Raw genomic sequence first — 14,043 nt, 5'->3', positions numbered from 1 at the left:
TTCACACTCCTAAAAACGGTGAGGGCGCCCCATGCTGTAACGGCACCCGCAGTAATTTTGCCGGTAAAGCCCCAGCCGCTTGCATTCTTGAACGGAGAAGAGCTGCCCGTTCTTCTTCCTCCAGATTCGCCCTTCCCAGTTCAGCGCGTAACGGCCGGCAAGTTCCGCGCCCCAGAGGTTGATCAGGTCGGGGTGTTTCTGCGGGCTCAGCGTCAGGCTGGTGCAAAGCGTCGACAAGGAAAGCTCGGCCGCCTTTTTCGCGGCGCTTTCCAGCTGCAGGCGCATGCAGCGCTCGCAGCGGCGTCCGCCTTCGCTTTCATTCTCAAGGCCGTCCGTACGGCGGTCCCATTCGGAAGTGTCGTAAGGGCGGACGATCAGCGGGACGCAATACGCCGCCGCCAGTTTTTGCAAAGCTTCCAGCCGCCGCTGCCATTCATCGTAGGGATGGATGTTGCCGCCGTAAAAATAAAGCGCAACGTTCCACTTTTCCGCGGTCAGAGCGTGGACACCGGTCGTCGCGCAGGGACCGCAGCAGGCGTGGAACAGTAATTTTCCTTCCATCGAGAGCTCTTAGCGCGCGACTTTTTTCAGATCTTCAAGAGCCGCTGCGATGGCGTCCGCAGAAAGCCCCATGGCGGCGTACACTTCTTCGCTTGGGCCGGAATCGCCGTAGCGATGCACCCCCAAACGGCGCGCGGCGGCGCGCAGGCCAAGCTCTTCGGCGCGGGCCAGCCAGAGACTGCCCATGCCGCTGTTGACGTTGTGGTCCTCCACTGTGAGGACGGTTCCGGTCTGGAACGCCTCGGTCAGCGCGCTCTCGTCGATCTCCAGCGGACAGGAGACGGCGTACACCGACGTTTCGACGCCTTTCTCGGCAAGCAGCCCCGCGGCCTGAACGGCGCGCCCGGCCATCGCTCCCAGCGCCAGGATGGCGGCGTCTTTGCCCTCGCGGACCTTGACGGCTTCGCCGTACGTGAAATCGCGTGCCAGCAGCGGCTTGCCGTTCGCGCAGAGCGTCGGCAGCTTGCTGCGCCCCATCGCCAGGCAGATGTTTCCCGGCGTTTTCAGCGCCCAGCGCGTCGCGCGGTCCGTCTGATTCGGGTCGGCGGGGACAACCAGCTTCCAGTTGAAGAAGTTCGACATCAGCGAAACGTAATCGATGCACTGATGCGTCATGCCGTCTTCGCCGACGTCGAGTCCCACGTGGGTGAGGACGAGCTTTTCGTTCGCGTGGTTGACGTCGTTCATGCGCTGCTGGTTGTAGGCTTCCGCCAGGCCGAAAACGCCGAAGTCCGCCCAGACGGACACAACGCCGCCGGCGGACGCCGCGCCGGCGGCCGTGGCCGTGTTGTTCTCCTGAATGCCGCACTGGATGAAGCTGTCCGGGCATTTTTTCGCGAATTCGCCGGTCTTGACGGAACCGGCGAGATCGCAGTCGAAAACGAGCACGGGAGTGCGCCCGGCCTTTTTGTAGTTGAGCTGCCCGACTTCGGCCAGCGCCGAGCCGAAGGCCGAACGGTTGTCCGTCGTGTCGGCTGGGCCGTAGACCTTCGGCGCGCCCAGATCGAGCGCCGCTCCAAGCGGTTCGAGGGCGCGCGCGGCGCTGAACTTCGCTTTTTTGTGTTCCGCGGCCAACGCGACGAGATCCGGCTGTCCCAGCTCTTTCATCGCTTGCCGGTAGAGGTCGCCCGAAGCGGCTTTGCCGTGATAGTCGGGCTTGTCCTCCATGAAGGAGACTCCCTTTCCCATGGTCGTCCGGCAGAGCACTGCGACCGGCCGCCCGGCGGCGCGCGCCGTCTTCAAAGCGGCATAAAGCGCCGCGAACGAATCGCCGTCGCACAGGATCGTCTGCCAGCCGTCGGCTTCCCAGAGCTCCTTGATGTGCGCAGGCATGACGTCGCCGCAGCGCCCGGAGATCTGGATGTCGTTCACGTCGATCAGCGCCGTCACGTTGGTCAGTTTGCGGGCCGCGATCAAGCGGCGAGCCTCGGCGATCTGCCCCTTCGGCTGCTCTCCGTCCCCCATCAGAACGTAGACGCGGCCGTCGTAGCCGCGTGCCTTTTGCGCCAGAGCGAATCCCGCTCCGGCGGACAGCCCCTGGCCGAGACAGCCCGATCCCCAGTCGACGCCGGGGACCATGCGCTCGACGTGCCCCTGAAAACGGCTGCCGGTCCGGCGAAATTCGTTCACGGCGTCGAACGCGTCCACAAAACCGTAATACGCCAGGGTCGCATACGCCGCGGCCGAGGTGTGACCGTGGCTGATTACGACAAAATCGCGGTCGAGCGAGTCGCAGTTTTGGGGCGTCACGTTCGCGGCGCCGTAAGCGGCCATGTACATTTTCATGCTGGAAAGCGCCCCCGCGGGGTGCCCGCTGTTGGCGCGGGCGACCATCGCCACCGCGAGCCCCTTGCAGACTTGCGCGGCTTTGTCCAGCTGTCGCTCTTCCGCCGGCGGCAGTTTCTTCCATTGAAAAGAATTCATTTTAACAGCCTTATCGAACACCATCGTTTTTACGCCTCCGCATGAAATTTTTCGATCATCGTTTTATAAAATCATTATAAGACAAAATTTTCCGTCGCCTCACACGATTTTCACATTCCGCGCGCCAAACTCCTTCAGGAGTATCAGCAAGCGCGCCCGCTGATCCCCCTGAAAGAAAACGGCGCTCTCTTCAAGCGCGGCGCCGCAGCCCAATCTCTGCTTAAGCTCCTTCACGAGGCGGGCGCTCCGTTCTCCCGGCGGCAGTCCGGCAAGCCGCGTGACGGTTTTTCCGCTCCTGCCCTTGCGTTCCAGGAAAAGTCTTAACGACGCCGTCTCAAGCGCGCTGACCGCCGCCGGTTCGGCGCCGGCGCAAGGCGTCTCTTTTGCGGATGGGCGGGCCGGTTCCCGCGGCAGCCCCATGGCGTCGGCGATCGTAAAGAGTTCGGAGTCCAGCCTGTCCGTGTCGATTTTCTTTTTGGAACTACGCAACTTCGTAACCTTCCTCGCGGCGTGTGACGATAAAATCTTCGCCTTCCTGAAACCGGACCGTCATCTGCGACCCCAGCGGCATCTCCAGCATCCGCCGGTAAACCGCCGCCGCCGAACGAGCGCCCTGCAGTTCGCTCTTAACAGCCGTATCGTACATCGCTTCGATCAATTTTCTGTCAAGCATTCTCTCTTCTCCAGACTTTAACCATATGAAAACGCGGGAACGTGTTTCACACGCTTGCAGTATAATGCACCGCACATTTTCTCTCAAGGCGGATTTTCCGTGAAACCGTCAGTCTGTCATGTGGTGCGTTTCGGAAATTTCGATATTGTTCTTTTCGCAGAGCTGCGCGATCTCGTTCTCACGGTCGCAGGGATAAGAACAGGCCAGTCCGCAGCTTGCGGAAATCTGGCGCGGCACGGGGATGATCCTCACGTCGAAGCCGGCGCTGCGGCATTGTTTCTCGAACATCAGGGCCATACTGGTGACGTCGAAGGTCGCAAGACATTTCATTATACAGAACTCCTTATAGATTATGAATTTATGCAAAGGTTTTATTCATGCGTTTTGATAATTTGACTTCCGGCTTTTTTCGAATATACTAAAGAACAAGAATAAGGTCAATGATAGTTATTTATAATGCGCCTTGTTCAAACTTCATTTCATCGCAGGAGGCGGTTGTCATTGAAAAACTTTGATTCTCTCATGGTGTCACGGTTGGGTCCCGTTATCGCGGGCCTTGCCGTGGGCATACTCGCGCCGATTCTCGTGCTTCTGGGGAACCCGGGCAATATGGGGATATGCGTTGCCTGCTTCGAGCGCGATATTGCCGGTGCTCTGGGCTTTCACAGGGCGGCGGTGGTCCAGTATATCCGCCCGGAGATCATCGGTCTGATTCTCGGCGCTTTCGGCTCCGCGCTGGCGTTCAAGGAGTTCAAGCCGCGCGCGGGATCGGCCCCCGCCGTGCGCTTTCTGCTCGGCATTTTCGCTTCCATCGGCGCGCTGATCTTTTTGGGCTGCCCCTGGAGAGCGTATCTCCGTCTGGCGGGCGGCGATTTCAACGCCCTTTACGGCATCGCCGGACTTTTGGCGGGGATTTTGATCGGCATTTATTTTATCAGTTCCAACTACAATTTGGGTAGAGCCTATCCCGCTCCGGCCGAAGCGAAATTATCCGGTTTGATGATGCCGCTGTTCGCGCTGGGGCTGCTGGCGCTGCTGCTGATCGCCCCCAAGCTGGGAGCCGAGGGGACGGGGCCGATTTTCTTCTCCGAAAAAGGCCCCGGCTCGATGCACGCGCCGTGGTATGTCAGCCTGGCCGTGATGCTTTTGGTCGGCTGGCTTGCGCAGCGCAGCCGGTTCTGCACGATCGGAGCGCTCAGGGATCTCGTTCTCGCCTGCGACGGCTACCTGTTCTGGGGCATTGTCGCCCTGCTCGTCGCCGCGTTCGGCATGAACTTCGTGCTGGGGAGCTTCAAGTCCGGGTTCGCGGGACAGCCCGTGGCTCATACCGACTCGCTCTGGAATTTCCTCGGCATGGTCCTGTCCGGCCTGTGCTTCACGCTCGCCGGAGGATGTCCCGGCCGTCAGCTGGTCATGGCCGGCGAGGGCGACGGCGATGCGGCTGTTTTCGTCTTTGGCATGATCGCGGGCGCGGCAGTGGCTCATAACTTCGGTCTTGCCAGCAGCGGCGCCGGGATCGGCGCTCATGCCCCGACCGCTTTCGTCATCGGCATGATTTTCTGTCTCTGCGTCGGTTTCGCGATGCGCAGGAAGGCTTAAGGAGGAGAAAAATGGTTGTTGATGCACGCGGACTTTCCTGTCCCCAGCCTGTCGTCGAAGCCAAAAAAGCGGCGGCGACGGGAGAAAAGGAGATCGAGATTTTTCTCGATAACCCGACGTCAATCACGAACGTTGCCCGTTTCATGACAAACCAGGGATATCGGCTCAAGACAAACGATATTCAGCCTGATCAATCGAACAGACTTGTCTTCGTCAAATAATTCAGAGACGATGTTTTAAAGAGAGGCGGCTCGACGCCGCCTCTTTTCATATTTACTTGATTTTGTCGTCCATCGTATTTTCGCAGGCCTCATTTCATGGCAAAAAAATCTCTTCTCACTGGAATATCACTGCAATTATAAAAACTGTGAATGTTCGTCGCGAAAGAGAAAGAGGCGATTTCAGCAAAAAACATAAAAACTTTCATCATCACTTGAGAAATCAAGGATCTTGGTTTTTATTGCGACATCTTGTATTATAATAGCGTCGGTTACAAGGCAAAGTCCTTGCAATAAATTTTCGCTCCACAAAATCCCTGAGGAGGTATTTTCAGTAATGTCCAGAGTTGCAATCAAAGGTTCCGCTTACTGCCTTGAGCATGTTCCCCAGCTGGGGCTTCACTACGGCAACACGCCCTACACGGCCGGCGAAGGCGAGAAAGAGTATCTCCAGGCTCTTCCCAAGCATCTTCAGACCTACGAACAAGCGAAGGGATACGCTCCCAACATGACGTACATCGGAGCCCTGCCCCTTGAGGATCTTGACGCGCAGCCGACGCCCATGTACCAGAACTACAATCTCGAAGCGCCCCGTTTCGGCAAATACGGCGAGATCATGCCCGAGGACGAGTTCCTCGGCCTGCTCGACATCTGCGACGTCTTCGACCTGATCTGGCTCGAAAAGGACTTTGCCGCCTCCGTCCGCGAAAAACTCTCCAAGCACGAGCTGATCACCGAATCCATCCTCGCCCGCCTCGAAGCCGGACACGATCGTGCCGAGATCGAGGAGCACCTCAAGAGCGGCGATCATACGCAAGTTCTGCCGCTTTATTTTGACGGCAAGGTCGTGGGCATGGCCCGTGCGGCGCACGCCGTGGACGACAATCTGTTTGCCCACGTTCTGCTCGAGAACCTTGCCAGCAAGGCCGGCTCCGTCCTCGCCTTGCTCCACCTGCTCCGCAACACTGGCCTGAAACCCGAAGAGGTCGATTTCGTGATCGAGTGCTCCGAGGAAGGCGCAGGCGACGCCTGCCAGCGCGCCGGCGGCAACTTCGCCAAGGCCATCGCCGAGATCGCCGGCTGCGTGAACGCCAGCGGCTGCGACGTGCGCGGTTTCTGCGCCGGCCCCGTCAACGCCATGATCAACGGCGCTTCCCAGGTCGCCGCGGGCGCCCGCAAGAACGTCGTCGTCCTGGCCGGCGGGGCGATCCCCAAGCTTTACATGAACAGCCGCGATCACGTCAAAAAGGATATGCCCGCTCTCGAAGACTGCCTCGGCTCGTTCGCAATCCTGATCACGCCCTGCGACGGCGTCAGCGCCGAAATGCGTCTGGACGTCCTCGGCAAGCACTCCGTCGGCGCGGGCGCCTCTCCTCAGGCCGTCACGCAGGCCCTGACCTGGGAGCCGCTTCAGAAGGCCGGACTGACCTTCGCCGACGTCGACAAGTTCGGCGCCGAGCTTCATATCCCCGAAATCACCGAACCCGCCGGCGCCGGCAACGTGCCGCTCGCCAACATCAAGATGATCGCCGCGCTGGCCGTCATGAAGAAGAGCATCGAGAAGAAGGACATGATGACCTTCGTCAAGGAGAAAGGGCTGCACGGCTTCGCTCACACTCAGGGACACATCCCCGCCGGCGCTCCTTTCATCGGCCCCGCCGCCGACTGGATCAAGGAAGGCAAGATCAACCGCGCCATGATCATCGGCAAGGGCAGCCTGTTCCTCGCCCGCCTGACCAACCTCGCCGACGGCGCTTCGTTCCTGCTTGAAAAGCCCGCGCCCGTGGCCGCGGCGGTCAGCAAGGACGACATCAAGAGCCTGCTGTTGGAGTCTCTTTCCGAAATCGCAGCAGACCTCAAGAAGTAAGGAGGCCTCCGTATGTCTGACGTTCGCAAGCTCATCGGTGAAGCTCTTTCCGAGATCATCGATTCCGCCGCTCACGGCGGCCCCCGCGTCCGCGTCGGCCTGCAGGCGAATGGCAGCGAGCACGGCTCCGAAGAAATCGCCAACGCCGCACGCCTCGCCCAGCGCCAGAATCCCAGCATCCAGGTCGTGATGATCGGTCCCAAGAAAGTCGAAGGTTTCGACGACCTCGAATGGATCGAAACCAACGATTGCGAGATCGACCTTGAAAAAGCCATGGACGACGCCATGGACAGCGGCAAGGTCGCCGGCATCGTCGCCATGCATCACCCCTTCCCCATGGGCGTGACCACGATCGGCCGCGTCTTTACGCCAGCCTGCGGGCGCGACATGATCGTCGCCTCCACCACCGGGACCAGCGCCATCAACCGCGTCGAGGCCATGATCCGCAACGCCGTCTACGGCATCGCCGTCGCCAAGTCCATCGGCAAGCAGAACCCCACCGTGGGCATTCTCAACGTCGAAGGCGCTCAGGTGGTTTTCAAGGCGCTGCGCAAGCTCAAGGAAAACGGCTACGACATCGCTTTCGGCGAGAGCAAACGCGCCGACGGCGGTTCCGTCCTGCGCGGCAACGACATTCTTCAGGGCGTCGTCGACGTGTGCGTCTGCGATACGCTGACCGGCAACGTGCTGATGAAGATGTTCTCCTCGTTCAGCACGGGCGGTTCCTACGAGGCGCTGGGCTGGGGCTACGGCCCTTCCGCCGGCGAAGGCTGGAAGCACGTCGTCAACATCATCTCGCGCGCTTCGGGCGCTCCCGTGATCGCCAACGCCGTCGCCTATTGCGGCGCCGCGGCGGCAGGCAAGCTTCCCGAACTCGTCGCCAAGGAAGTCGAAGCGGCCAAGGGCTGCGGCCTCGAGGAAATCATCGCCAGCTTCATGCCCAAACCCGCCGCGGCCGAAGAAGAGGTCAAGGCCCCGGCGGCCGAGCCGACCGACGAAGAAATCCACGGCGTCGACGTGCTTGCTATCGAAGACGCCGTCCGCGAGCTGTGGAAGCACGGCATTTACGCCGAAAGCTCCATGGGCTGCACCGGCCCCGTCGTCAAGCTGAACAAGAGCAAAGAAGAAGAAGCCCGCAAGATCCTTGCCGCGGCCAGCTACATTTAGAACTTCGCAACACGGCACGCGCAAGGGAAAAGGGGAAAAGCGTCGCGGAACAGAAAATGGCGTTGGAAGCTCGCCCTTCCAACGCCATTTTTTTGTTCCGTACCATTTCTTCAACAAAGCAAAAATTGCCTTACGCGCGGAGAGCGGGACCGCTTTGCAGGCGCGGAATCACCAAAGGCGCGCCGTCGTGCGCGATCACGTCTACGGGGAGTCCGTAAACGTCGCCGATCAGATCGGCAGTCGCCTCCGCCGGCCGGCAGGCGGCGCAAACAACGCCGTCGCGCAAAAAGATCAGACGGTCGGCGACGCGCAAAGACGTGTTTAAATCGTGGATCGACATCAGAATCGCCACGTTTCGTTCCTGAACGATCTGCCGCAGCGTCCGCAGCATGTCGATCTGATTTTTGAGGTCAAGGCTGCTCGTCGGTTCGTCCAACAGCAGCACTTTGGGTTCCTGCACGAGAGCGCGGGCAAGAACGACCTTTTGGAACTCGCCGCCGCTCAGCTCGTCGAGAAAGCGCAGAGAAAATTTTTCGAGAGACAGGGCGCGCAGGACCGTTCCCACTTTTTCGACGTCTTCTTTCTTTACGGTCCACGCGATGTGCGGACGGCGGCCGAGCAGGACCGCGTCGAAAACGGTCAGATGCTGCGGTTCGTCCCGTTGAGGGACGTAGCCGAAAATCTTGGCCCGGTCGCGCCGCGGACACGAGGCGAGCGAACGCCCATCAAGAAGGACTGTCCCCATCGCAGGACGCAGGATCCCGTTAATGGCTCGCAGCAGAGTGGTCTTTCCCGTGCCGTTAGGACCGAGCAGCACGACGATCTGCCCCTGCTCCAGAGAAAAACTCACGTCCTTCAAGATATCATTGTGCTCATAGGCGAAGGAAAGTCCCGATATCGACAGCGTCATTTTCGGCTTCTCCTTTTCATCAGAAGCGCTACGAACACCGGCGCGCCCATAAACGCCGTAAAGACGGAAACGGGAAGAAGGCGCGGCGCGAGCAGAAGCCGCGCTCCCATGTCGGCGCCCGTCAGAAGAATGGCTCCCAGCAGGACCGAGCCGGGAATCAGAAAACGATGGTCGGTTCCAAGAAAACGACGCAGCATATGAGGACAGACAAGTCCGACAAAACCGATCACGCCGAGAAACGCCACCATGACGGCTGAAAGCAGCGACGCTGCCACCATGGCTTCGAGACGGATCCACGAGGCCGAGACGCCCAGCGACAAGGCGGTCTCATCGCCGCAGCACAAAGCGTTCAGATCGAAGCGCCTGTAAAAGAACAGCGCCGAAGAAAGGGCCAACAGCGCCGACATCATGGGGATCTCGCGCCACGACGCGCGCGAAACGTCGCCGAAGGTCCAGAAGACGGTAGCCGCCAGCTGGGCGTCGTCGGCGAAATACTGAAGAAACATGGTCCCCGCGGTAAACAGCGAACTCAGCGCGACGCCCGCCAGCACCATGACTTCGCCCGCGCCGCCGGTCACGGAGACGATGAAAAGCACGATGCCCATGCAGGCCAGCGCGGCCGCGAAGGCCGCTCCCGTCGCGAGCCAGTGGTTCATGATCGTCACCGCGTCCGCCGCGGAGCTCTGCATCGTTCCCGAGCCGAGGACGATGATCGAGAAGGCCGCGCCGAAAGCGGCCGCGTTGGAGATCCCCAAGGTGAACGGGGAGCCCAGGGGATTGCGCAGCACCGCCTGCATGACCAGCCCCGCAAGCGACAGTCCGCCTCCCGCCAGCATGGCGGCCAGAGTTTGAGGCAGACGGATGTTCATGACGATCACTTTGGCTCGCCCTCCGCCTCGACCGAAAAGGACTTCGAGCACGTCGGATATGGGGATCCTTACGGCGCCCCAGGCCACGGACAGCAGGCCGAGGAGCAGACACAGCCCTCCCAGTCCAAGGAGAAAAAGCTTTTTACGGCCGACGTAGGCTTTGTACTCCAACGAAGGAAGACATTCCTGCCGAAGCACGGTTTATTTCCCTTCAAGGTTCAGGCGGCAGAAAATTTTGCCGGAAAGGGCCTCGCTGATTTGAGCGTAGAGAGGTTTCCCGACCAAAAAAGAATAGATCTCGTCGGCGACGGAAGCGATGTCGACGTCGGCAAAGCGGGACGGGTAGAGAATCTTTCCTACGAAGTAACTGTTCACCAACACGGAGCCGTAATTGATCGTGTACGAGTTGTAGGGAAGCACGCTCCAGATTTCGCCGTTTTCGACGGCCGACAGTTCGGCGTAGACAGGATCGGAACTGAGCTGCCGGAAGCCGCTGGCCTCCCCTTTCGCCCGGAGCGTGTTGACATCCAGAAAGACGACTTGGGGATCCCACTGCAAGATCTTTTCCTTGGCGACGTTGACCGTTTCCGATCTGCCGGAACCGTCGGAGGCCACGTTTTTCGCGCCGGTGTAGAGGAACGGCGGATATCCCGTCTCCGTCGAGGTGAACCCATGAGTGCCGCGCATGGATACGCCGCCGATATAGCAGCTTTTGCGTTCTTCTTCGGGAACGCCGGCAGTCCTCCGGCGCAGTTCCGCCAAGTGCTTTTCGAAGAAAGCCACCACTTCTTCCGCCCTCTGTTCCTTGTCAAGAACTTTTCCCATCAGCCGCAGCGTCGCGTAGAACTGTTCCTTTTCGTCGCTCAGATTTCCGTATTCCAGGCCGATCACGGGAATCCCCGTTTTGGCCGTCAGCTGGTCGGGATGAGGGCCGGAAAGAGGCGACACTTTGAAAATCACCTGCGGCTGCGGAGAAAGTCCGGCGATCAGTTCCGGATTGTCTTTGCCGCGAAACTCGCCGAAAAGAGGCAGACCGGCAAACTCAGGACGAGCCAAGGCATAAGGACGCGATGCCTTGCTCTGCGGCGGATCGTCGCGCTTTTCGATGGAATCCACCGCGACCACGCGATCGGTGGCCTGAAGGTAGGTCAGCAACCTCAAGGCGCCGGAGCCGGAGCCAATGATCCGTTTCGGCGCGGCGGGCACGGTTACGGAACGTCCGAGGCAGTCGGTCACCGTCATTTCCGCGCCGCAGGCCGCAGAGGCGCACAGTATGAGCGCCGCAAGGAACGCAAGATATTTCGTTCGAATTTTCATTGCGCCATCCTCCGAAGCTTCGCCGCGCACGGCACGCAGACTTTTCGCCCGTCCGCGCGCGTCTCGAGGCGGGTGACCATGACTTTCTCGCCGCAGACGGAACAGTTTTCCGAGTCATGAATGCGCGCTTTCTGCGGGATCGCCTCTTCGGGCGTCTTCACGTCGAACAAAGCTTCATCCGGTTCCGTCAAAAGACGGCGCGTATGTTCATCCCGAGAAAGTTCGTTTTCGGGAGAGCGATAAACGAGCCTCACGCCGCGTCCGTCAGAATGGCGGAAAACGGTGAAAGCATGCTTGCCGTAATCGCGGAAAATGAAATTTCCTTTTCCAAAAGTGCAGCCAAGAACCGCTTGGATCGCATCCACGCCGCAGGCGTCATTTTCCACAACCGCCACAATCTCTTCATCCACGTCGCGGGACAGGCCCAGCAGCTTCATTGCCATTCGAGAAGCGCGCCAGCCGATCAACAGACCGGGACACAGATGCCCGTGAAAAGCGACGACGGGCGTTAATTCCGGTGGAATTTTCAACGATGCCATATTCATAACCCCCGATTCAAAGAGTAAAAACGCTACCTTTTATTTTTTACGTAGCACGCCTATTCTAGCACAGTCCGCGTGGATTACAATCTTGTATGCCCATTGCCACAGCGTCTTCCCAGCTTGCCTCTTCGGCATATTCTGTAAGGATAAATTTTTTTTCAAAAAAGTCCTATAATGTTTTTAGAGGGCGTTCAGTCACTCAGAACTACCTCGACTGCTGCGCAGCTCGCTTTGTGAATCTCCCTCACAGCACCCTTGTATTCAGCTTTTTAATTGAGAAACAGTACTAACATACGCCAGGGCCATCCATGTTGCCGACGCCCTGACGTATTGAAGGTCATTTTTTTTCGTGACGTTTTTTCCCGTTCTCTTCGAGCCTGCTCAACACCATCCCATAACCGTCGGCGCCATAGTCGAGAAATTTGCGTACGCGGCTGATCGTCGCCGTGCTGGCGCCGGTCAGCTGCGCTATCTGCGGATAGGTGTGATTCTGGCGCAGCAAGCGCGCTACTTCCAATCGTTGAGAAAGCGCCTTGATCTCGCCGATAGTCGCCACATCTTCGAGAAAATTATAAACTTCTTCCACCGTGTTCAAAGAAAGAAACGCAGAGGCAAGCTGCTCTGTCAGTTCGTCCTTCCATTTTTCCATGTGATCGCGCCTCCCGGCTGGTATTAATAGAGATAACTGTAAAAACTCCATTTCATTCTCACTTTAGCACACAGAAGCGCAAAACACAATCAGCCCCGCGCCTTCAAGAATTCGCACAGATTTTCGTATCCCCATCCCGGCCAAATTTGCGAGCGGAAGTGTGTGCCACGGAAGCAAAAATATCTTGAGACGTCACCCAACCTATGGTATTATTTTTGGGTAATTGCAAAGGCTCAGATGGTGGAATCGGTAGACACTGGGGACTTAAAATCCCCTGGCATTGCGCCGTGCGGGTTCGAGTCCCGCTCTGAGCACCACCGCCGAGATGCCGATCCCGTCGTGCAAGGCGCCGAACGCGCCGCACAACGGGATTTTTTAAGAAAACGCGTCAACTGCCGTGCTTGGCTTTCCAGTCTTTGATGAACTCGAGGCGCGCCTTGTATTTCGCTTCAAGCCCCTGCTCCGTCGGTTCGTAGTAGATCTTTCCCAGCAGCGAATCCGGCAGGCACTGCATGCCCGTCAGTTTTTCCGCGGCGTCGTGCGCGTACTGGTAGCCTTTGCCATAGTCCAGTTCTTTCATCAGTCTGGTCGGAGCGTTGCGGATCGCGAGCGGGACGGGCTCGGCCAATTGAGAGATCGCGTCGCGCCGGGCCGACTCATAGGCGCGGTAAAGGGCGTTCGACTTGGGCGCCAGCGAGAGGTAAACGGCCGCCTGCGTCAGGTGGACGGAACACTCGGGCATGCCGATGAAATGGCAGGCCTGATAGGCCGCCACCGCCAGTTCCAGCGCTCTCGGATCGGCCAGACCAACGTCCTCGCTGGCAAAGCGCACGATCCGACGCGCCACGTAGAGCGGATCCTCGCCAGCCTCGAGCATCCGCGCCAGCCAGTAAACCGCGGCGTCAGGGTCCGAGTTGCGCATCGATTTGTGCAGCGCCGAGATGAGGTTGTAATGTTCCTCGCCTTTCTTGTCGTAAAGCAGCGATTTCTTGGAGATGCACTGTTCCAGCACTTCCGGCGTGACGACGATCTCGCCGCCGGCACGATTGCCGTTCAGCACGACCATTTCCAGCGTCGAGAGGGCCGAACGGGCGTCGCCGTTGGCGAAGTTGGCGATCGCTTCCAGCAGCCCGGGCGCGATGCGGACGTTTTGTCCGCCGAAGCCGCGCGGATCGGCGAGCGCCCGCTGCAGCAGCGCAACCAGTTCCTCCGTTGCGAGCGCCTGCAGCACGAACACCTTGCAGCGAGACAAAAGCGCGCCGTTCACTTCGAAGGAAGGATTTTCCGTGGTCGCGCCGATAAGGATGATGCTCCCTTTCTCGACGAACGGCAGAAAGGCGTCCTGCTGGGCTTTGTTGAAGCGGTGGATCTCGTCGACGAAGACGATGGTTTTGCCGCCGAAGGTGCGGTTGCTCTCGGCCTGCTGCATGACCGTGCGGATCTCTTTGATGCCGCTGGTCACCGCCGAAAAGTTGATGAACTCCGCCTTGGTCTGGTTGGCGATGATACGGGCCAGCGTGGTTTTGCCGACGCCCGGCGGCCCCCAGAAGATCATCGAGGAAATCGTGTCGTTGACGATCAGGCGGCGCAGGATTTTATCCGGCCCCAGCAGATGGGTCTGCCCGACGAACTCGTCCAGGTTCTGCGGCCGCAGCCGGGCGGCAAGAGGCTGCGTTTGCCCGCTTTCAAACAAGCTGAGCTCTTCCATGGATCACTCCCCCTTTGCGCAAACGATTCCCCGCGGTTCA

15 protein-coding genes and 1 tRNA gene are annotated in these 14,043 nt (G+C 59.3%); 5 read left to right on the top strand and 11 right to left on the bottom strand.

From position 1 onward, the window contains the following. Positions 1 to 9: 9 nt before the first annotated feature. The 5 genes from FYJ74_RS01135 to FYJ74_RS01115 form a co-directional block, all read right to left on the bottom strand. Entirely contained in the window at positions 10 to 561 is a 552-nt protein-coding gene (locus tag FYJ74_RS01135; RefSeq protein ID WP_154527785.1) for an epoxyqueuosine reductase QueH, read from the bottom strand. Between the two features lie 9 nt (positions 562 to 570). Continuing rightward, positions 571 to 2,484 carry a transketolase gene (locus tag FYJ74_RS01130; RefSeq protein WP_229769277.1) on the bottom strand — a complete coding sequence of 638 codons (1,914 nt, stop codon included), beginning with the start codon at positions 2,482 to 2,484 and terminating at the stop codon, positions 571 to 573. A gap of 99 nt (positions 2,485 to 2,583) precedes the next feature. Continuing rightward, positions 2,584 to 2,973, bottom strand: coding sequence for a translation initiation factor (locus FYJ74_RS01125; protein ID WP_229769276.1), 390 nt, complete (start codon positions 2,971 to 2,973; stop codon positions 2,584 to 2,586). Continuing rightward, entirely contained in the window at positions 2,966 to 3,157 is a 192-nt protein-coding gene (locus tag FYJ74_RS01120; protein WP_154527783.1) for a hypothetical protein, read from the bottom strand. Before FYJ74_RS01120 ends, FYJ74_RS01125 begins: the two co-directional genes overlap by 8 nt. A 108-nt stretch (positions 3,158 to 3,265) precedes the next feature. Continuing rightward, positions 3,266 to 3,487 carry a DUF3343 domain-containing protein gene (locus FYJ74_RS01115; protein ID WP_154527782.1) on the bottom strand — a complete coding sequence of 74 codons (222 nt, stop codon included), beginning with the start codon at positions 3,485 to 3,487 and terminating at the stop codon, positions 3,266 to 3,268. Between the two features lie 171 nt (positions 3,488 to 3,658). Between FYJ74_RS01115 and yedE the strand changes: the two genes are divergently transcribed. The 4 genes from yedE to grdD all read left to right on the top strand — a co-directional run bounded on the left by yedE (position 3,659) and on the right by grdD (position 8,008). Further along, positions 3,659 to 4,756 carry a YedE family putative selenium transporter gene (gene yedE / locus FYJ74_RS01110; RefSeq protein ID WP_154527781.1) on the top strand — a complete coding sequence of 366 codons (1,098 nt, stop codon included), beginning with the start codon at positions 3,659 to 3,661 and terminating at the stop codon, positions 4,754 to 4,756. 11 nt (positions 4,757 to 4,767) lie between these two features. Further along, positions 4,768 to 4,977 carry a sulfurtransferase TusA family protein gene (locus FYJ74_RS01105; protein WP_154527780.1) on the top strand — a complete coding sequence of 70 codons (210 nt, stop codon included), beginning with the start codon at positions 4,768 to 4,770 and terminating at the stop codon, positions 4,975 to 4,977. A 334-nt stretch (positions 4,978 to 5,311) separates the two neighbouring features. Next, positions 5,312 to 6,841 (top strand): glycine/sarcosine/betaine reductase complex component C subunit beta, encoded by a 1,530-nt coding sequence (grdC, locus tag FYJ74_RS01100; RefSeq protein ID WP_154527779.1) that lies wholly within the window; start codon positions 5,312 to 5,314, stop codon positions 6,839 to 6,841. Positions 6,842 to 6,853: 12 nt separating this feature from the next. Next, positions 6,854 to 8,008 carry a glycine/sarcosine/betaine reductase complex component C subunit alpha gene (gene grdD, locus FYJ74_RS01095; RefSeq protein WP_154527778.1) on the top strand — a complete coding sequence of 385 codons (1,155 nt, stop codon included), beginning with the start codon at positions 6,854 to 6,856 and terminating at the stop codon, positions 8,006 to 8,008. A 130-nt stretch (positions 8,009 to 8,138) separates the two neighbouring features. Here the strand turns inward: grdD and FYJ74_RS01090 are convergent, their stop codons facing one another. The 5 genes from FYJ74_RS01090 to FYJ74_RS01070 all read right to left on the bottom strand — a co-directional run bounded on the left by FYJ74_RS01090 (position 8,139) and on the right by FYJ74_RS01070 (position 12,295). Then, a complete protein-coding gene (locus FYJ74_RS01090) occupies positions 8,139 to 8,918 on the bottom strand; it encodes an ABC transporter ATP-binding protein (protein WP_154527777.1) in 780 nt (259 codons plus the stop codon). After that, the gene (locus tag FYJ74_RS01085; protein ID WP_326830837.1) at positions 8,915 to 9,985 is read right to left on the bottom strand and encodes a FecCD family ABC transporter permease; all 1,071 of its coding nucleotides are present in this window, start codon (positions 9,983 to 9,985) and stop codon (positions 8,915 to 8,917) included. The genes FYJ74_RS01090 and FYJ74_RS01085 overlap by 4 nt, the downstream gene beginning before the upstream one ends. Before the next feature lie 3 nt (positions 9,986 to 9,988). Further along, a complete protein-coding gene (locus FYJ74_RS01080) occupies positions 9,989 to 11,104 on the bottom strand; it encodes an iron ABC transporter substrate-binding protein (RefSeq protein WP_154527776.1) in 1,116 nt (371 codons plus the stop codon). Beyond that, entirely contained in the window at positions 11,101 to 11,643 is a 543-nt protein-coding gene (locus tag FYJ74_RS01075; RefSeq protein ID WP_154527775.1) for an FmdE family protein, read from the bottom strand. Before FYJ74_RS01075 ends, FYJ74_RS01080 begins: the two co-directional genes overlap by 4 nt. Positions 11,644 to 11,983: 340 nt before the next feature. Further along, positions 11,984 to 12,295 (bottom strand): YerC/YecD family TrpR-related protein, encoded by a 312-nt coding sequence (locus tag FYJ74_RS01070; protein WP_154527774.1) that lies wholly within the window; start codon positions 12,293 to 12,295, stop codon positions 11,984 to 11,986. 231 nt (positions 12,296 to 12,526) lie between these two features. Between FYJ74_RS01070 and FYJ74_RS01065 the strand changes: the two genes are divergently transcribed. Next, positions 12,527 to 12,612 (top strand) — tRNA-Leu (locus tag FYJ74_RS01065). Positions 12,613 to 12,683: 71 nt separating this feature from the next. On the opposite strand, the gene FYJ74_RS01060 is transcribed toward FYJ74_RS01065, so the two are convergent. After that, the gene (locus FYJ74_RS01060) at positions 12,684 to 14,003 is read right to left on the bottom strand and encodes a replication-associated recombination protein A (protein ID WP_154527773.1); all 1,320 of its coding nucleotides are present in this window, start codon (positions 14,001 to 14,003) and stop codon (positions 12,684 to 12,686) included. Between the last annotated feature and the right edge of the window lie 40 nt (positions 14,004 to 14,043).

Origin of the sequence: Pyramidobacter porci, assembly GCF_009695745.1 — a bacterium.
Taxonomy (GTDB): Bacteria; Synergistota; Synergistia; order Synergistales; family Dethiosulfovibrionaceae; genus Pyramidobacter; species Pyramidobacter porci.
This window is presented reverse-complemented; position numbering and strand designations above follow the sequence as displayed.

Coding starts and splice junctions, on each gene's coding strand:
- FYJ74_RS01135 (WP_154527785.1), bottom strand. CDS start 561: ATGGAAGGAAAATTACTGTTCCACGCCTGCTGCGGTCCCTGCGCGACG.
- FYJ74_RS01130 (WP_229769277.1), bottom strand. CDS start 2,484: ATGAATTCTTTTCAATGGAAGAAACTGCCGCCGGCGGAAGAGCGACAG.
- FYJ74_RS01120 (WP_154527783.1), bottom strand. CDS start 3,157: ATGCTTGACAGAAAATTGATCGAAGCGATGTACGATACGGCTGTTAAG.
- FYJ74_RS01115 (WP_154527782.1), bottom strand. CDS start 3,487: ATGAAATGTCTTGCGACCTTCGACGTCACCAGTATGGCCCTGATGTTC.
- FYJ74_RS01105 (WP_154527780.1), top strand. CDS start 4,768: ATGGTTGTTGATGCACGCGGACTTTCCTGTCCCCAGCCTGTCGTCGAA.
- grdC (WP_154527779.1), top strand. CDS start 5,312: ATGTCCAGAGTTGCAATCAAAGGTTCCGCTTACTGCCTTGAGCATGTT.
- grdD (WP_154527778.1), top strand. CDS start 6,854: ATGTCTGACGTTCGCAAGCTCATCGGTGAAGCTCTTTCCGAGATCATC.
- FYJ74_RS01090 (WP_154527777.1), bottom strand. CDS start 8,918: ATGACGCTGTCGATATCGGGACTTTCCTTCGCCTATGAGCACAATGAT.
- FYJ74_RS01080 (WP_154527776.1), bottom strand. CDS start 11,104: ATGAAAATTCGAACGAAATATCTTGCGTTCCTTGCGGCGCTCATACTG.
- FYJ74_RS01075 (WP_154527775.1), bottom strand. CDS start 11,643: ATGGCATCGTTGAAAATTCCACCGGAATTAACGCCCGTCGTCGCTTTT.
- FYJ74_RS01070 (WP_154527774.1), bottom strand. CDS start 12,295: ATGGAAAAATGGAAGGACGAACTGACAGAGCAGCTTGCCTCTGCGTTT.
- FYJ74_RS01060 (WP_154527773.1), bottom strand. CDS start 14,003: ATGGAAGAGCTCAGCTTGTTTGAAAGCGGGCAAACGCAGCCTCTTGCC.